A 17351-nucleotide genomic window follows, 5' to 3' on the forward strand; every position below is an offset into this window, starting at 1 on the left:
CAATGAATACAGTAAAAGTAGCGACTATCGCTTTATTGGTCGGTGGAGCATTGGGTTTTAGTGTGAATCACTTTGTCGTTGGGTCAGCACATAACATGTCAGCAGTGGCAACGAGTATTGACGCCGAAGTAAGTAAACAAACCAAGGATGAACCTCTGTATTGGGTGGCTCCGATGGACCCAAATTATCAGCGAGACAAGCCGGGTCAGTCACCTATGGGGATGGATTTAATCCCTGTTTACGCGGATGACTCAAGTGGTGCTAAAGATGAGCCCGGTACCGTGTTCATTGATTCGTCGGTAGAAAATAATCTGGGTGTCAAAACAGCGAAAGTTAAGTTCGAAGCGCTGTCTCCTCGGATTGAAACCGTGGGTTATGTGGCGTTCGATGAAAGTACATTGTGGCAAACCAACGTGCGTGTTTCTGGTTGGGTTGAGAAGCTCTACATCAACGCAGTGGGTGAGAAGGTAAACAAAGGTGATGTGCTTTTCACACTCTATTCTCCAGACCTTGTTAAAGCACAAGAAGAGTTGATCAGTGCTTATAAAACGGGTCGTAAAGGTTTGATCAAGGGTTCGACTGAACGCTTAATTACCTTGGGTGTTGATAAGACTCAAATCCGCGCTATTACGCGCAAAGGCAAAGCCTCACAAACCATTGAAGTCAAAGCGCCAGCCGATGGTGTCATCGCAAGTTTGAATATCCGAGAAGGTGGTTACCTTTCACCTGCACAAGCGGTGATCAGTGCTGGCCCATTAGGCGAAGTATGGGTTGATGCTGAGGTGTTTGAGCGTCAAGCGCACTGGATCTCGTCAGGCAGCAATGCGGTGATGACGCTAGATGCCATTCCCGGCAAAGAGTGGTTGGGTAATGTCGATTACGTGTACCCAATCCTTGACCCAAAAACTCGAACCTTGCGCGTTCGTTTGAAGTTCTCCAATCCAAATGGCGAGCTTAAGCCAAATATGTTCGCCAATATTGCGTTGAAACCTATTAGTGATGAAGCCGTTCTTACTATCCCAAGATCTTCGGTGATTCACTCCGGTGGTATGACTCGAGTGGTGATGTCAGAAGGTTCTGGCAAGTATCGTTCTGCTCGTATTGAGGTTGGTCGTGAAGCTGGCGAAAAAATAGAGGTGCTTCAAGGGCTAGAGCAAGGCGAAAACATTGTCACTTCTGCGCACTTCATGTTGGATTCTGAATCGAGCCAATCTGCTGATCTGTCACGCATCAATGGTGTTGAGGAAGAAGCTGAAACCGTGTGGGCAAATGGCGAAATTTCCGATGTTATACAAGGCAGTCGCATGGTGACGATTAACCATCAGCCTGTTCCTGAATGGGATTGGCCGGGTATGGTGATGAATTTCACCTTTGCGGAAGGCTTAGACATGAGTGATGTGAAACGTGGTAAGGCGATTGATTTTGAGATGAGAAAGTCAGAGTCAGGGCAGTACGAGGTTGTTGATTACAAGGTCAACAAACACAAGATCGCCGGCGAAGTTTGGGTAACGGGTGATATCACCATGTTGATGGCAGATTTTGGCATGATCACTGTAAAACATCAGCCAGTCCCTGAGTGGAATTGGAAAGCGGGTGAAATGAATTTCCAAGCCAGTGATGACCTTGATTTATCTGAGTTTGCCGAGGGTCAAACCATTCGGTTTCTAGTGGCGAAGCAAGGTTCTGATTATGTGCTCAAATCTCTCGAACCGACGAATAGCACGGGTGAGGGCGAACTATGATCAATGCAATGATTCGCTGGTCTATTAGCAACCGTTTCTTAGTGCTGGTTGCTACTGCAGCCATCGTATTTGGCGGCTTATACAGCGTTAAAAATACACCTGTCGATGCCATTCCTGATTTGTCAGATGTTCAGGTGATCATCAAAACCAGTTATCCGGGGCAAGCGCCGCAAGTAGTCGAGGATCAGGTGACTTATCCATTAACCACCGCCATGTTAGCTGTACCGGGTGCTGAAACGGTTCGTGGCTACTCGTTCTTTGGTGATTCCTATGTCTATATCATCTTCAATGACGATACCGATATGTACTGGGCGCGTTCACGAGTGTTGGAGTACTTAAGCCAAGTTGCACCTAACTTGCCATCGAGTGCCAAGCCAACACTAGGACCAGATGCAACCGGTGTGGGCTGGGTTTACAGCTACGTGTTGCAAGATAAAACAAGTCAGCACGACTTAGCGGAACTTCGTAGTTTGCAAGATTGGTTCTTGAAGTATGAATTGCAAACCGTAGAAGGCGTGTCTGAAGTGGCGACCGTTGGCGGCATGGTGAAGCAGTATCAAGTACAGATTGATCCTGCCAAGTTACGTGCATATGACCTGACGCTTCAGCAAGTCAACAAGGCAATCCAAGATGGTAATCAAGAAACCGGTGCATCTGTTGTCGAGATTGCTGAAGCCGAGCACATGGTTCGTACAACCGGTTACCTGACAAGCATTGAAGATATTCAATCTCTGCCGCTAAAAGTGACCGACAAAGGGACTCCGCTGCTACTGGGTGACATTGCTGACATTAACCTTGGCCCGCAAATGCGTCGTGGTATCTCTGAACTTAATGGTGAAGGAGAAGCGGTTGGCGGCGTTATCGTGATGCGCTTTGGTGAAAATGCCAGTGAAGTGATCGACTCAGTCAAATCCAAGCTCGCTGAACTGCAAGCTGGCTTACCTGATGGTGTCGAGGTTGTCGCAACTTATGACCGTTCTACTTTGATTGATTCAGCCGTTGAAAACCTTTGGAAGAAGCTGGCTGAAGAGTTCATCGTGGTCGCCGTCGTGTGTGCGCTGTTCTTGTTCCATATCCGATCATCACTGGTTATCGCGCTAAGTCTGCCTGTCGGTATCTTAGGCGCATTCATCGTTATGCATTGGCAGGGTATTAACGCCAACATTATGTCTCTTGGCGGGATCGCGATTGCGATTGGCGCCATGGTGGATGGTGCCATAGTGATGATTGAGAACGTTCATAAACACATTGAACGGACTCCGCTCACTGACAAAAACCGTTGGCAAGTGATTGGTAAGGCAGCAGAAGAAGTTGGCGCGCCGCTGTTCTTCTCTCTGATTATCATTACCTTGAGTTTTGTGCCTGTGTTCGCGCTAGAAGGGCAAGAGGGCAAGATGTTCTCGCCACTTGCGTTTACCAAGACGTATGCAATGGCCGCTGCAGCCGGTTTGGCTATCACGCTTGTGCCTGTGCTAATGGGTTACTTCATTCGTGGCAACGTGCTACCTGAACACAAAAACCCAGTAAACCGCAGCCTAGTGGCGATGTACAAGCCGCTTCTAAATCTCAGCCTAAAATATCCAAAGGTGATGATTGTTATCGCACTTGGCTTAATGGCGTCTGCTTATTACCCAACCAGTAAGCTTGGTAGTGAATTCATCCCTCCTTTGGACGAAGGGGATTTGATGTACATGCCAACCACGTATCCGGGTATCTCAATAGGTAAGGCTCGTGAGTTGTTGCAACAAACCAACAAGCTCATCAAAACCATTCCAGAAGTCGAAACCACGTGGGGCAAAATTGGCCGAGCAGAGACAGCAACCGATCCTGCGCCACTGACTATGATTGAAACGGTTATTCAGCTTAAACCGCGAGAACAGTGGCGTGACGGTGTCACTACGGAGTCTCTGCGTAAAGAGTTTGATGATCTGATTCAATTCCCCGGTTTGACCAACGCTTGGGTCATGCCAATCAAAACGCGTATCGACATGTTGGCGACCGGTATTAAAACGCCAATTGGTATCAAAATCGCCGGCCCAGATCTGAGCGTGATTGAGGATATTGGCTCTCAACTTGAACCTATCTTGAATGGTGTCAATGGCACGGCCTCTGTCTACGCCGAGCGTGTTGCGGGTGGTCGTTATGTGACGATAGACATCAAACGTCGTTCTGCTGCGCGATATGGTTTGAGCATTAAAGAAGTGCAACAGGTTATTTCGACTGCGGTTGGTGGCATGAACGTGGGCGAAACCGTTGAGGGGCTAGAGCGTTACCCAATCAATGTCCGTTACCCACAAAGCTATCGTGATTCTGTCGTTAAGCTGCAGAACCTGCCGTTAGTGACACCAAATGGAGCGCGAATTGCTTTGTCTGATGTCGCGGATATTCGCTATGAAGATGGGCCACCAATGATTAAGACGGAGAACGCGCGTCCTAATGGCTGGGTGTTCGTTGACATCGAAGGTCGCGACCTTGGTTCTTATGTGGCAGAGGCGCAAAAAGTCGTTACCGATCAAATCGTCTTGCCTGCCGGATATTCACTGGCATGGTCTGGTCAATACGAATACATGGAGCGCGCCAAAGAACGTTTAAGTGTCGTTGTGCCAATTACCATCGCCATCATCATGTTATTGCTCTACCTCAGCTTCCGCCGTGTCGGTGAGGTGATGATGATTATGCTGACATTGCCACTCGCGATGGTTGGTGGCCTATGGCTGATGCATGTCCTCAATTACAACTTCTCGATTGCGGTGGGTGTGGGCTTTATCGCCCTTGCCGGGGTAGCTGTTGAGATAGGCGTCATTATGTTGGTCTACCTAAATCAAGCATGGCACTACAAAAAATTGGATACGGAGCAGAACCAGCAAGCACTTCAGAGTGAAGACTTAACGGATGCGATTCGTGAGGGTGCAGGACTGCGTGTTCGCCCAGTTATGATGACAGTACTTACGGTGATTATTGGCCTCATTCCAATTATGTATGGCGAGGGAACGGGTTCTGAAGTGATGCAGCGAATTGCTGCGCCGATGATAGGCGGAATGGCGTCTGCACTGTTGCTTACCCTACTGGTTTTGCCTGCAATCTTTAAGCTTTGGAAACAGCGTGAGATTACGCATAGCCAAAACGAGACAAAAAAATAACGTATTGATTATTAGCCCTTACTTGCCAAAACAGAGTGAGTAAGGGCGCACCACATGAACATGTGAAACTAACAAAAAAACAGAATTAATCTAAGGAACGATCATGAAAAAGACACTAATTGCTATCGCTCTAACACTGACCACTGCAACGGCTTTTGCTGAAATGGATCACTTAAATATGGATCATTCGATGATGAAGAGTGGAGAAATGGACCACTCGAAGATGGATCACAACATGATGAAGGGTGGAAAGATGGACCATTCGATGATGAATATGGAAGGCATGTCTGAAGTGGGTATGCCTGCGACAGGCGCAAAGCCGGATAAAGTGGTTCATGTTCTGCTAAGTGACGATATGAAAATCACATTTAAGAACAAGGTTGATATTGAGCCGAACGACGTGGTGCAGTTCGTTGTGATGAACACAGGCAAGATTGATCACGAATTCTCGATTGGTTCTGTCTCAGAGCAGTTAGATCATCGAGAAATGATGAAAAAGATGGGTAATCACGCTCATGACTCGGGTAGCACAGTTACGGTTAAGCCGGGTAAAGCGAAGCAATTATTGTGGCATTTCCATGGTGATAATAACGTAGAGTTCGCGTGTAATATTCCTGGTCACGCTGAAGCGGGTATGGTGAAGTCGTTAACGCTATAAGGTGATACACAAGCCATATCTAGTTCAAAGGGATGAGTGCTAGGTATGGCTACCTTGTTTTAGTGCTAGTTAGGTATTAGCTTTAAAAGACTATAGGAATAGGAGTTTAAGGATGAATAAGACAGTTCTAGTACTTGCAGTAACGGGTGCTTTAATAACGTGGTCGACCCACAGCATTGCTGCTAAACCTGAGTGGGCTGGTAAAGGTAAGCCCGATTTAGAAGAAGTGAAAACGCTCGCTGAGGCTAAAAAAGTTGAAGGCGAAATTGATGATCGTGAGAAGCAGCTTGATTCAATGATCGAAGAGAAAAATAAGAAAGCGAAAAAAAGTAAGAACAAAAAAGATAAGCAGAAACTAGATAAAGAACTCGACGATTTGGAAGACGAGAAAGAAGCCCTCGAAGAGAGTAAAGAGAAGCTCAAAGATAAGAAAGAAAAGCTTGAAGATGATATGGATAATGAAGAAGAAAAGTCGGGATTAGAAAAGCAGAAAGACAAGAAAGCGGAACAAGAGAGTAAAGAAGAAGGAAAAGGGTCAGAGAAAGGCCAACAGCAGCGTGAAGAAAACAGCAAAAAGTGGTGGAACTTCTGGGAGTAATACGAGGGCGTTACATCACCAACTCATTTCAACCTATCAGCACAGCTTTGTGTGGCAGCTAAGTCATTGGTTAAACATTGTGACCAGTTAAAGATAAGTCTCAACCTGTTCAGGAATACATGAACTAACTTGTATTGGCTGAGGCTTATCTGTAGTTAGAATCACTGTAGCAAGATAGAAGTTTCAAGCAGGTGGTGTGCTTCGCCGCTCAGGTGCGGTAGCTCTGCCATGATCTTTTTAAACTTGTCATCGATTGACTCTGCTTCATTCAGCGATCGAAAAGCCAGTACAGCCTGTTCAGGCTCGCTGTTCACATAACCTTTCAATGTATCTAGCTGAATTTTGTTCGCATTTTCTACTTTTGACAGTGCGATATTAATTGCATCGATATTAATTGTTAACTCATTGCTTTTAAACATTTTTATTATTTATGGGTTGTTGCTAATGCGCGCACATTAACACAACTGTTTTTTCGGATATTGACCAAGATTATTAAATTGGAACAATTTTGAAAATCATTAAAAGCTGAACTGCAATGTGTGATTTGGATAGGTGTCAGAAATACGAAGCGATTTAAGGAGTTAATAGCTTTGGTTGGTCACTTAGCGTTGATTCGTCAATCTAAGCTTAAACCAAATTAGTTTAATCAGTATAGATTTAATGACTATGGATTTATCGAACGGAGAAAGTTTTTGAATAGGATATCGCTGGAAGAAAGCATGTCATGGAGCTTAAGGAGAAGTTGGAGCGTGCAGCGGGAATCGAACCCGCATCATCAGCTTGGAAGGCTGAGGTAATAGCCATTATACGATGCACGCACACTGTCTTAAGAGTAAGACTGAGGCATCAAGAAGACTGGAGCGTACAGCGGGAATCGAACCCGCATCATCAGCTTGGAAGGCTGAGGTAATAGCCATTATACGATGTACGCACATCGTCTTAACGAGATTGATAATGCCACATCTAACTGAAAACGAAACCTTTTTCTTTCATTTTTATTCTAAGTGCTCGCATAACCACCACACCGCTAGTTTTTCAATCATGTTCGGCGTTTTCAGAGTGAATAAAACGTGACTAAAATCTCGTTAAAAGGAGGGCGAGAAATATTAGTAAATGTCATGCTGCTTTTGGCGATAAACCCGCGTCAATTTATAAAAATGCTTTAGTAGTGCTTGGTTGTCATAAATTTCATGAAAATTAAGGAATTTGGAGTGTTAACATAAACTGATTTTTATTCGTGTTTTAGCATCCGTTAATAACAATCTGAATGCATAAATTTAACTTATCAACCGGTCAAAACATTCAGTAAACTAATCCCAAATGAGTAGAGTTATAGAGACTTCTAAGCCTTTGCAGAAAAAAGTAACGAGTTCAGTTGATAATTCACGCAAAAGCCTCGTCATTCCGTCTGTCGTTTGGTACATTTGCCGCACATTTTGTCTCCGCTAAAATACCCATGCCTTCTCAGTTCCGAATTAACAAAATTGTTGAAATTGGTGATACTCTTCACCGCAGTGGTTGCGCTCCGTATAAGCTTGAAAAATATACACAATATTATGCTAAAAAGCATGGTGTGGATGTGATGATCCAAGCAACGCCAACCGCGATTAATTATCAGTTTCCAGACGATAACAACGCTGTGATTCTAAAGCGTCTAAAGCCTGCTTCAATTAACCTGAGTTTGTTGGCCAATACGATCATTCGTATTAACCAACCGAGCAGTGAGCCTGTACCAGAGCCTGTCGGTTACTCTAAATTTGTGACTGCACTAGCCAATATGGGGATTCCGCCTGCGTATTTGATGCTGGTGGGCAGTACGTTGGAAGCGGTGGGTTTTTCTGCGTTATTGGGTTTGATGGTTTGGGTCTGTCAGCAAGTCCTTCATTCACGTCGTGCTATCGCGGTTGAATTCATCTCGGCACTGTTAACGGGTATTTTCGTGGCGTTTTTGGCAAGCACAGGGTTGCCGATTCCGGTGTGGGCGTTGTGTATCGCCTCGATTGTCTTGTTTGTCCCCGGGTTATCCATAGCCAACGCATTAGAATGTTTGGCGTTTAATGATCTCGTCTCTGGTACTAGTTTACTAGGACAGAGTGCGTTAACGCTGATCAAGCTGTTTGTTGGGATTATCATGGGTCTCAACATCGGTGAAGCGATATGGGGACAAGCGGTTTCCATCGACTATACCAATGCGGTACCAATGTGGATGCACATATCTGGCTTGGTGCTGATCTCTGTTTCTATCGGTGTGATGTTCAATGCGCGACCTAAAGACATCTTACTTGGTTTACCAGTAGCGGTTCTCGGTATGTGGGGCCCGTTCTATCTAGGTTTTGATAGTGGTTGGGTTGTCGGTACTTGGGTTACGACGGTTCTTATTACTTTGTACGGGACTTGGATTGCCAAGAAGATGGAGCTCACGGGCTCTATTTATATCGTGCAAGGGATCATCATCTTGGTTCCGGGTAGCCGAGTATTAGTAAGTGCCAGCCAGTCGGTGTTTGAACAGTCGATTCTGCCTATTCCTAGTATTGGTTTGTCGGCGTTATTCATGTTCTCTGCAATCGTGGCAGGGCAAATCACCGCTTACTCGATTTACTCACCAAAAGTCGAACGTTAAATTCCGCTTCTCAAATTTTTAAACAAACACAGCTTAGCGGTTGTGTTTGTTCGTTTTAGGTACGGATCTTTTTTAAGACAATTAACTCTTCGTAAAACTTGTTAGATTTATGCTCGCTAAGCCTAACAAGAGCCATTAAAATGGAACAAATTCTATTTTAATGAAGTATTAACGTATGTCTCTACCTCCTTGTCCGCAATGCCAATCTGAATATGTCTACCCAGACCAAAACAATCTAATCTGCCCTGAGTGTGCCTACGAATGGAACCCAGAAGAAGAGCGTTTAGAAAGAGAAGCCGCGCGTGTTAAGGACGTGAATGGCGTTGTATTGGAAAGTGGCGATAAAGTTACCTTCATTAAAGATCTAAAAATTAAAGGAAGTTCTAGCGTATTGAAAATTGGTACTAAAGCGGTAATTAGACGAATTAATGAAGGCAAAGATCATCAGCTAGATTGCAAGCTGGATGGTGGCGGTGAAATGCTCGTTACCGCGAAGTACGTTAAGAAGCAATAGTCGATAATAGGTCAAAATTGCGAGTTTCTCCTGAATTAAATAGCGTAGAAGCCGTTGGAGAATCAACATTATATGGACATGGTTAAAGCTGCTCTTTCGCATTCAACTGCCTTTCATCACTATGTGAACGCCTGTGTTGAAGATGGGTTAGATATTTACACGGGCATTTCTGATGGCAGTGATGCCTATTTGGAAAAACGAATTGCTTATTCAAAAGGTGAGGGCTTGCCAGAAGGGTGGACGCCTGCTTCTACTTATTTTTGTTTCGAGTCTGGGCGTATTCTTGGAGTGATAAGAGTTCGTCATGGCACCAGTCCGTACATTCACGATGTCATAGGACATATCGGCTACGAGACTTTGCCACAAGCGAGAGGGCGGGGTATCGCAAGTCATATGTTGTCTTGGGTTCAACGGCACGTATTGTCCGAAAGCGCTATTATTACGTGTGAGAGGGGCAATATAGCTTCGCAAAAGGTCATTGAGAAGTGCGGTGGACAATTTCTGAGTACCTTTTATTCAGAGCAAGATAAACACGAAGTCTTACGTTACCAACTAGAACCAAAATGAACATTTAAGCGTGGCATTTTTGGGTTTTATCGGGGTTACTATGTCCCGGTTTAAACGAAAATGAAGCCATAGCCAATTATTGTTGGAGGTATTTTGAATTATTCAACAAGATCTGCTCAGTCATCAGATTATGAATTTCTGTTCGAGCTTAAGAAGGCCGCTGAGTTTGAACCAATCAAGGCCGTATTTGGCTGGGATGAACAAATTCAACGAGATATACACGCCGAAGAGTGGGCAGAAGAGCGCCCTGAAATCATTGAATATCAAGGTAAAGCGATTGGTAGTGTGTTGTTGCAAGACAAAGGCGAGCACTTCTATTTTTGCCGATTCTTCTTACTACCTGAGTATCATGGAAAGGGCATTGGCAGCCAAGTATTGAAAGATTGCTTAACTAAGGCTGACAGCCTCAATAAACCCGTCGAACTTTGTTACCTGCAAGGTAATCGAGTTGGGGAGTTGTACTTGAGGTTTGGCTTCGAAATCACCTCGCAAAACGATCAGTTTGTCTATATGTGTCGCAAATAGTTAGTAATAATAGAGATGAACTCATTCCTTTTAGCCTGTATCTCTATCAGATAGTTGCCATAATCTGCCAACAGAGGTCATGTAAATAAGAGAATTGTCAGTTGAATTATAAAATAATGCCAACCATATCAATATTTTATGAATCTGTGTTTTCGGTCCGGTTTTTTAATGATAGGGTCGCCGAATAATTATATTGATAAGAATTAAGGCTTTATATGAAAAAGTTTCTGATTGTTGCGTTATCTGCGGCTGCGAGTATCTCAGGGTGCAAAAGTATTCCTAATTCGGCTACGGACACATTGTCAGAACCTCAAGGTAACGGGGCGTTAGCTATTGCGACCAACATTTCTAAGTACGACTCAAGTTACCCATGCGAAACATTTTCGTTTGACATACAAGAAAAAGTTGATGGTAAATTAGTTGACTCTGAACCACAAACCTTACGTGTATTTGTGTATGAAGACACGAAGTACGCACTGTTTGATGGTATCAAACCGGGCGACTATGTATTAACTCAGTTTCGATGCAATATGCGTCGTGGCCTTGTTGCTAACGATGGCAGGTCGTATCTCAGTCTTGACCTAGAAACTGAACATACCATCAAGGCGAACACAATAACGATGTCTTCAAACTTCATTCAAGCGACTCAAGATGAAGATCGGTCTTTTGCTTTAAACGTTGGTATTTGGCAATCGCAAGATGTTGTGCATTTCCAGAATCTACTAACGAACGAAGTGAGTAATAAATGGGAAGTGGGTGGCTTTGAAGGCTAAATAAGTTCATCACTATGGCAGCTTTTATTGCTGCCATAGATACTGTGACCCATCGGGTTATTTTAATGCTAGCGCTAAGCCAAAAGATACCAATCCAACCCCACACGCTTGATTAAGCCTTTTCTTTGCTCTCAATAGATGCTTTTGCAATGTACTCGAAGTAAACAGCATAGCGACAACGCCAAACCACAAGCCGTGAAGAACGATCATGTAAAGCCCATAGCCGAGTGCGACATGTTGGTTCTCTGCATCAGGTGAGATGACTTGGCTGAAGATGCTCAAGAAGAACACCATGGTTTTTGGGTTGAGCACGTTACATAAAAAACCTTGGGCTAAATAGCGCCAAACACTGGTGCTTTGCTTTGCACCTTCCATAGGTGCAAGCTTGTTGTCCGCACTCAAGATACCTTTTAGTCCTAGATAAATAAGGTAGGCTGCACCTGCGTATCTGATCATGTCAAACAGCTGTTCATTCTGTGAGATTAAGTAACTGATCCCAAGCATTGAATAACTGATGTGAACACAAATGGCTAAACTCACACCTATTGCAGTCCAAATCCCGGCTTGTCTTCCTTGATTGACACTGTTTTTCAAAACTAAAACGAAATCAGCGCCTGGACTAATAACAATCAATAATCCCAATACTGCTAGGCTTAACCACTCCATAATGACTCCAACTCTTTATATTTGATGAGCCAGCATTGTATGGTTTTTTATTGCTGCCTATAATCGAAATGAATTCCACCTATCTGTGAGAAAAAATCACACATGAGACATTTGAAAGCATTTCATATTTTCCACGTAGCAGCGCATTCGAGCAGTTACAGTGATGCGGCGGATAAACTCAATATCACACATGGCGCAGTGAGTAAGCAGATCAAGGTATTGGAAAATCACTTATCCCAAGTTTTGTTCTACAAACAGGGTAGGAATGTGTGTCTCACCAAAGAAGGGGAATTACTCAAAGGTTACACAGAACAAGCGTTCCAAGCCTTGGAAACTGGAGTCCATAAGCTTAATCAGCTCAATCATCAAGCGTTGGAAGTTTCATGCGAACCCACATTGACCATGCGTTGGTTAATGCCTCGGCTCGGTGATTTCTATAACGAATCCGGAATTGATGTTCGCTTGTCTACCGCAGGTGGGCCTGTGACATTAGGCGCAACTGGATTAGATATGGCCATTCGCCGAGACGACTTCAACGTAACCGAGCACTACAAACAGATTCCGTTAGTCGAAGAATGGGTTGGCCCTGTGTTCTCACCTGATTATTGGCAACAGGTCAAAGACAAGCTAGCCGATGTCAAATTATTGCACAGCAGCACGCGACTAAACGCTTGGAGCCACTGGGCATCCATCACCAAAGATAGTGAATTTGATAGCCGAATGGTGTCGCAAGCTATTTCAAGCCAGACATTTGCACACTTCTATTTTTGCTTTCAAGCGGCCGTTGATGGGCTAGGAGCAGCTCTTGGTTCTTATCCATTAGTGGTTGATGATTTGAACAGAGGCAACTTAATCGCACCGTTTGGCTTTGTACCTTCCGGTCATCAGTACATATTGCTCACAAAAGATGACAACTGCGATGAGCCAGAAAGTCCGTTTGTGGTTTGGCTGAAAAATGAGTTATCGCAGTGTGTTCCAACCTTATAGGAACGATAGCCTCCGACCTAGAAGTTGGCTTGTCTTATGTCAGACTCTAGTTCGTTTTGGATACAAAGTTTTTGGCAAGTTCATGGGGCGGAACACCAAAGGTTTTCTTAAAGGCGCTGGTGAAGTTAGAAGGGTGCTGATAACCCGCTTCATAGGCCGCTTCGGTTATTGAAACCAAGCCACGCTCTAAGTGTTGGCGCGCGATATCCAGACGTCGGTAGCGGATATAGCCGTTAATAGTCAGGTTGTAAGATTGCTTAAATCGACGCTGAAGATTGGAAATGCTCATCGAGAACTTACTTGCGATACTTTCAAGGCTGAGTTGTTGATCCAGATTGATTTCAATGTAGCTGATGATGTCTTCAATCTTGGCATCGAAACTCTTTGATGTACTGGCCATATCAAGGTTTACACTCGAGTTTGTATTGTGTGAGGCGATGACTGGATCTGTGCTCTCTGTATTTGTGAGGTCATCATCGGAAGTACATAGCTGACAACATTGAATCGGCATCTGCGACAGGGTTTGAGCGAGCAATTGTTGGGTGAGCGTTTCGACTACTAACTTGTCTTGGAAGTTGGTTGGTGTGGCTTGGCTGGTAAGTGCGTTCGTGAGTTGAATGATGTCAGCGTTAATCTTTACGTTGTAAAACGCCTTATGTGAATCGAGGAATGATTTGCTAGAACAGTGGTCACTTAAACGAGTCTCGACCCATTGCGGCTTAACCAAGATGTTGATCTTATTTATTTTATTATCTTGGATTAAAGAGCGCCTAAAGTTGGCAGGCTTGGCAAGGTTAACCACCACACCTTGTGGGCCAGAGTTGGCATCGAGATCGAACTCGAGATCGTCGTAACCAAAGGTGAGCTTTCCCTCAAGAAGAATCGTAATCAGGATGGCGGAGTGGGCGGTCGATACGATATTGCTGTCGACCAATTCAACACAACGACCGCCATGTACAAAAATCTGGTCATTGTATTGGTAAGAAAGGAATTTCCCCTCAGCAAGTGACGTTTGCTTAGTTTGGCCTTGCGTCACGATGATCTGCTTTTCCGTCTGTTCTAGTTTTTTGGTCAGGGCTATTTTCTTAGTTAATGTCGACTTTTTGGCTATTACATTTGCTTTTGCCACAGCCGTTTCGGCAAGTTTAGTCTGCTTTGATGTTACTTCACCCATTTGACCGTTCCTCATAACATCTGTGCGTTTTTGCATAAGCAAATCATCTGTGCATTTATAGGTTACAACTCTATCATGATTGATAATTATTATCATTTACATCTAGGATTGAATCTATGGAAAGCCCAGTCAGATCAACAATTAAGCTTTCAGCCCTCTATATCGCAATTGCCAGCACGTTTAGTAGCTCTGTTATGGCCGAAGAAAGTACATCGCACTTCGATGAAGTTGTGGTTTGGGGAACGAAAGTCTCAAGCAACACTGAATCGATCATTGCAGATGACATGTCACTGAAGCAAGCTGACCATATGTCAGATTTGCTGCGCGAAATCCCCGGTGTTGATGTTGGGGGAACGCACTCGATCAACCAGCGAATTACGATTCGCGGCCTAAGCGAAACTGACTTAGACATTCGATTAGATGGCGCTTCTCAGCACGCCAACATGTTCCATCATATTGGTAATTTGACTCTTAACCCTGACATATTGAAATCAGCTGATATCCAAGTAGGTAACAACTCGGTGACGCAAAATGGGTTAGGCGGTTCAGTGCTGTTTGAAACCAAAGATGCCAAAGATCTACTTCGCTACGACGAGACTTTTGGCGCTCGTGTTTATGGCGGGTATACCACGAATGCAAGCCAGCAAGGTTCACTTACTGTGTATGGTTTGTTGTCAGATAACGTCGATGCCATGCTTTACAGTCATTACATGAGCCGTGACAACTTTGAAGATGGTGATGGTACTGAAACCTTTGGCTCAGAAGGGGATGTATACAATATTCTAGGTAAGATTGGTTTTGAGCCAAGTGACTTACACCGTTTTGAACTCTCTTATGATATGTACCGTGATAACGGTGATTACAGTCCACGCCCTGATATGTCGGGTGGTACGAACGTGGGTTTGTCTAAAAACATCCTCATTCCCACCGATTACAACCGTGACACCATCACGGCCAGCTATGAGCTGCGTGGTGAAAGTCATCAAGGTAACGTGACTCTATACAACACGGAAACTGAGATTCAGCGAGATGAAAGTGTTATGGCACCACGTTGGCCTTCTAATCGCTTATCCAAAAACACGGCTAAAAACCAAAACTTTGGTCTCAACGCAAAGTTCCAATCCGATTATCGCCTGATGTCGTTTGATAACATCGCGACTTATGGCTTTGACTACATGGACAAGTCATCGAGCAGCTATTACGGCAGCAGCAAGTTTATGAACGAGTCAGCAATCTCTACCGCACTTTTTGTTGAAGATCAGTTCTACTTTACTCAAGCATTCTCGGTCACGGCAGGGCTTCGTTTTGATGATTACCAACGTAAAGCAGAAGTCGGTAGCGAAGATTTTGACGATGTAACTTGGTCGTTGGCCACTCAATGGGATGTTACTCAAGATTGGACGCTGTTCGCGAGTACACGTTCGTTGTTCAAAGGCCCTGAGTTGATGGAGAGCTTTATTGCTTACCAAGATGTCGCTTATTTGGCTAACGATCTGAAGGCTGAGACAGGGCAGAACACGCAAGGTGGTGTCCGTTTCGATAAACGCTTGGATAATCACTTTATTGGTGCCAACCTGACAGTATTCCAAACTAATATTGATGACTATATTGCCGAAAAGTATCAACGTGCAAGTAAGAGTTATTTGATTTATAACCTAGGTGACGTTGAGATAAAGGGCTTCGAGGCTAGCCTATCTTATGGCTACGAGATGTTTAACAGTAAGCTGTCCTATGCGCTTTCAGAGACTAAAAATAAAGATACAGGCGGTGCAGTCGCAGGTGGCAATGGTCGAAGTATTGATATGGGTGACAGCATTACGCTGACACTCGATTATCAGTCTGAAGCGCTTGAGACTATCTTTGGTTGGAATTCGATGTTTGTTAAAGACGAAGACAACGTATTCGATGGTCAGCCGATCAAAGAAGGCTATGACGTTCATAACCTGTATGCTCAGTGGGTGCCATCAAATGTGGATGGATTGTCTGTCACCTTTGGTATCGATAACGTGTTTGATGAGCAATACACCTCACACGCTTCTCGTTCAGGTACGGCAAGAGGCTTTACCTTGGATGACTATGAACCAGGCCGTAACTACAAGCTTTCTGCTGCTTATCAGTTCTAGAGAAGGCTTTAGCGTTTAGGTTTGGTTAGCGCAATAAACTGGCGGTCGTAGGGATCCGCAAAGTTTAGCGCCCAAAACTGAAGCTATTCCTTTAAGTCAGTCGTTTAAAGCATTCTTTTAATTGATTACTTTAGGTGGCTAGTGAAAAGAAAAGCGTCTTTCGAGCTCTTGAGCAAGAAGTCGAGAGGCGCTTTAGTTTTATTTATTATTGTTTGAATCACTCAATAGGCAAAGACAGCACACCACCATTGAGTTCGACTTGTTTTAGCCATTCGGTTGGAATTCCGCCATCTTCTTCGTAGAAACACGCCGCTAATACCGCGCCAATCACAATCGCACGCCCGCAGCTGTCACCACCACATAAGATGTTGTCGCGAATGCCTTGCTTATAATTTTGAGCACCCGCAATGATGCGAATCAGCAGTGGAAACGCAGCACTCAGTTCACAATGCAATCCAAACTTCTTCGCGGCATCTGTTATTGAAAGCTCAGGTTCAGCCAATGCTTCATCGATTTGATCATGTATAAATCTGCTGCAAGTTTGTCGCACCATTTCTACTGACTGCAATGGTGAGTTGCCTTGAATTGCTGCTTGAATCAAAAGGGTGATGGCTTGCGCCCATTCCACGGCTTTGTCGTTATTGTTAGTAACTCGTACCGCACTCTCTACCATGGCTGGCAAAGTGTGAGACGTGTAAGTACAGGCTACTAATGGAATGATCTTTGAAACTGCGGGGAGCTGCGTGTCATCTGCACCACTGGCAGTAATCGGGGCGTCCTCTAGTTCTAATTGATGGATATTCAGCAAGCTCATGCGCGTCGCTTTATCAATGTAGCCTTGCCAACTGCCGCCAAAATCAAACCAGTTGCGGAAATGTTGAATGTAGCTCGCTTCATCGTATTTTTGGTTGTCGACTAAACTATCGACCATAGCCAATAACTGAGCACCGTATTGCGATTGGTTGCCAGCGGTTTTTCCTTGGTGCGCAAAGTAGCCCTTGTCTTGATAATCGAACTGATTCGGTGAGCGAAATTCTGGCTCGAAACCAGCCACGTGTAAGATCCTCTCTTGGTCATACAGCCAGTGCAACCCCATGGAAGCGGCGTCTCCAACCAAGGCGCCGACAACGGCGTAAAAAGCTCTTTCTTTATGATTGTCCATGTTGAGTGATGTCCTTGAGAAGAATCAACGTAGTTCGATACGTTAAGTATAGTGATTAGACGAGTTTTTTGCTGTGTTTCTAAGAAGAAATATGAAGGGATA

The 17351-nt window shown here is 44.4% G+C and carries 15 protein-coding genes and 2 tRNA genes; 11 read left to right on the forward strand and 6 right to left on the reverse strand.

The window, feature by feature from the left end; genetic code table 11:
- Positions 1–2: 2 nt before the first annotated feature.
- The 4 genes from AACU28_RS03870 (at position 3) to AACU28_RS03885 (ending at position 6138) form a co-directional block, all read left to right on the forward strand.
- Positions 3–1742: an efflux RND transporter periplasmic adaptor subunit gene (locus tag AACU28_RS03870; RefSeq protein WP_121602391.1), complete on the forward strand. Its 1740-nt coding sequence runs from the start codon at positions 3–5 to the stop codon at positions 1740–1742.
- Positions 1739–4882, forward strand: coding sequence for an efflux RND transporter permease subunit (locus AACU28_RS03875; RefSeq protein WP_121602392.1), 3144 nt, complete (start codon positions 1739–1741; stop codon positions 4880–4882). Before AACU28_RS03870 ends, AACU28_RS03875 begins: the two co-directional genes overlap by 4 nt.
- Before the next feature lie 103 nt (positions 4883–4985).
- Positions 4986–5540, forward strand: a complete 555-nt coding sequence (gene copI / locus AACU28_RS03880) for a copper-resistant cuproprotein CopI (protein ID WP_121602393.1) — start codon at positions 4986–4988, stop codon at positions 5538–5540.
- 112 nt (positions 5541–5652) lie between these two features.
- Positions 5653–6138: a hypothetical protein gene (locus AACU28_RS03885; protein WP_121602394.1), complete on the forward strand. Its 486-nt coding sequence runs from the start codon at positions 5653–5655 to the stop codon at positions 6136–6138.
- Between the two features lie 161 nt (positions 6139–6299).
- On the opposite strand, the gene AACU28_RS03890 is transcribed toward AACU28_RS03885, so the two are convergent.
- From AACU28_RS03890 to AACU28_RS03900, 3 genes are all read right to left on the reverse strand, one after another.
- Complete coding sequence (locus AACU28_RS03890; protein ID WP_121602395.1) at positions 6300–6557, reverse strand: hypothetical protein; 258 nt, start codon at positions 6555–6557, stop codon at positions 6300–6302.
- Positions 6558–6881: 324 nt separating this feature from the next.
- Positions 6882–6956, reverse strand: a tRNA-Gly gene (locus AACU28_RS03895).
- Positions 6957–6994: 38 nt separating this feature from the next.
- Positions 6995–7069 (reverse strand) — tRNA-Gly (locus AACU28_RS03900).
- A gap of 525 nt (positions 7070–7594) precedes the next feature.
- On the opposite strand from AACU28_RS03900, the gene AACU28_RS03905 reads away from it, so the two are divergent.
- The 5 genes from AACU28_RS03905 (at position 7595) to AACU28_RS03925 (ending at position 11137) form a co-directional block, all read left to right on the forward strand.
- Positions 7595–8758, forward strand: a complete 1164-nt coding sequence (locus tag AACU28_RS03905; RefSeq protein ID WP_017058966.1) for a threonine/serine exporter family protein — start codon at positions 7595–7597, stop codon at positions 8756–8758.
- Positions 8759–8933: 175 nt separating this feature from the next.
- Positions 8934–9272, forward strand: a complete 339-nt coding sequence (locus AACU28_RS03910; protein ID WP_004731484.1) for a zinc ribbon domain-containing protein YjdM — start codon at positions 8934–8936, stop codon at positions 9270–9272.
- Between the two features lie 72 nt (positions 9273–9344).
- Positions 9345–9839 carry a GNAT family N-acetyltransferase gene (locus AACU28_RS03915; RefSeq protein WP_121602396.1) on the forward strand — a complete coding sequence of 165 codons (495 nt, stop codon included), beginning with the start codon at positions 9345–9347 and terminating at the stop codon, positions 9837–9839.
- Between the two features lie 93 nt (positions 9840–9932).
- Positions 9933–10364 (forward strand): GNAT family N-acetyltransferase, encoded by a 432-nt coding sequence (locus AACU28_RS03920; RefSeq protein WP_121602397.1) that lies wholly within the window; start codon positions 9933–9935, stop codon positions 10362–10364.
- Positions 10365–10579: 215 nt separating this feature from the next.
- Positions 10580–11137, forward strand: coding sequence for a hypothetical protein (locus tag AACU28_RS03925; RefSeq protein WP_121602398.1), 558 nt, complete (start codon positions 10580–10582; stop codon positions 11135–11137).
- Positions 11138–11194: 57 nt separating this feature from the next.
- On the opposite strand, the gene AACU28_RS03930 is transcribed toward AACU28_RS03925, so the two are convergent.
- Positions 11195–11803, reverse strand: coding sequence for a LysE family translocator (locus AACU28_RS03930; protein ID WP_121602399.1), 609 nt, complete (start codon positions 11801–11803; stop codon positions 11195–11197).
- A 102-nt stretch (positions 11804–11905) separates the two neighbouring features.
- On the opposite strand from AACU28_RS03930, the gene AACU28_RS03935 reads away from it, so the two are divergent.
- Positions 11906–12790, forward strand: a complete 885-nt coding sequence (locus AACU28_RS03935) for a LysR family transcriptional regulator (RefSeq protein ID WP_017082058.1) — start codon at positions 11906–11908, stop codon at positions 12788–12790.
- A gap of 46 nt (positions 12791–12836) precedes the next feature.
- Here AACU28_RS03935 and AACU28_RS03940 read toward each other — a convergent pair whose 3' ends face one another.
- A complete protein-coding gene (locus AACU28_RS03940) occupies positions 12837–14060 on the reverse strand; it encodes an AraC family transcriptional regulator (protein WP_121602400.1) in 1224 nt (407 codons plus the stop codon).
- A gap of 20 nt (positions 14061–14080) precedes the next feature.
- Here AACU28_RS03940 and AACU28_RS03945 point away from each other — a divergent pair, with 20 nt between their 5' ends.
- Positions 14081–16087 carry a TonB-dependent siderophore receptor gene (locus tag AACU28_RS03945; RefSeq protein WP_121602401.1) on the forward strand — a complete coding sequence of 669 codons (2007 nt, stop codon included), beginning with the start codon at positions 14081–14083 and terminating at the stop codon, positions 16085–16087.
- 217 nt (positions 16088–16304) lie between these two features.
- Here AACU28_RS03945 and AACU28_RS03950 read toward each other — a convergent pair whose 3' ends face one another.
- Positions 16305–17249, reverse strand: coding sequence for an ADP-ribosylglycohydrolase family protein (locus tag AACU28_RS03950; protein WP_121602402.1), 945 nt, complete (start codon positions 17247–17249; stop codon positions 16305–16307).
- Between the last annotated feature and the right edge of the window lie 102 nt (positions 17250–17351).

It is taken from the genome of Vibrio sp. SBT000027 (assembly GCF_963894355.1).
Lineage (GTDB): Bacteria > Pseudomonadota > Gammaproteobacteria > Enterobacterales > Vibrionaceae > Vibrio > Vibrio splendidus.

Bases quoted from the DNA above. Each gene is read 5' to 3' on its own strand.
- AACU28_RS03870 (WP_121602391.1), top strand. From the start codon at position 3: ATGAATACAGTAAAAGTAGCGACTATCGCTTTATTGGTCGGTGGAGCA.
- AACU28_RS03875 (WP_121602392.1), top strand. From the start codon at position 1,739: ATGATCAATGCAATGATTCGCTGGTCTATTAGCAACCGTTTCTTAGTG.
- copI (WP_121602393.1), top strand. From the start codon at position 4,986: ATGAAAAAGACACTAATTGCTATCGCTCTAACACTGACCACTGCAACG.
- AACU28_RS03885 (WP_121602394.1), top strand. From the start codon at position 5,653: ATGAATAAGACAGTTCTAGTACTTGCAGTAACGGGTGCTTTAATAACG.
- AACU28_RS03890 (WP_121602395.1), bottom strand. From the start codon at position 6,557: ATGTTTAAAAGCAATGAGTTAACAATTAATATCGATGCAATTAATATC.
- AACU28_RS03905 (WP_017058966.1), top strand. From the start codon at position 7,595: ATGCCTTCTCAGTTCCGAATTAACAAAATTGTTGAAATTGGTGATACT.
- AACU28_RS03910 (WP_004731484.1), top strand. From the start codon at position 8,934: ATGTCTCTACCTCCTTGTCCGCAATGCCAATCTGAATATGTCTACCCA.
- AACU28_RS03915 (WP_121602396.1), top strand. From the start codon at position 9,345: ATGGACATGGTTAAAGCTGCTCTTTCGCATTCAACTGCCTTTCATCAC.
- AACU28_RS03925 (WP_121602398.1), top strand. From the start codon at position 10,580: ATGAAAAAGTTTCTGATTGTTGCGTTATCTGCGGCTGCGAGTATCTCA.
- AACU28_RS03930 (WP_121602399.1), bottom strand. From the start codon at position 11,803: ATGGAGTGGTTAAGCCTAGCAGTATTGGGATTATTGATTGTTATTAGT.
- AACU28_RS03935 (WP_017082058.1), top strand. From the start codon at position 11,906: ATGAGACATTTGAAAGCATTTCATATTTTCCACGTAGCAGCGCATTCG.
- AACU28_RS03940 (WP_121602400.1), bottom strand. From the start codon at position 14,060: ATGATAATAATTATCAATCATGATAGAGTTGTAACCTATAAATGCACA.
- AACU28_RS03945 (WP_121602401.1), top strand. From the start codon at position 14,081: ATGGAAAGCCCAGTCAGATCAACAATTAAGCTTTCAGCCCTCTATATC.
- AACU28_RS03950 (WP_121602402.1), bottom strand. From the start codon at position 17,249: ATGGACAATCATAAAGAAAGAGCTTTTTACGCCGTTGTCGGCGCCTTG.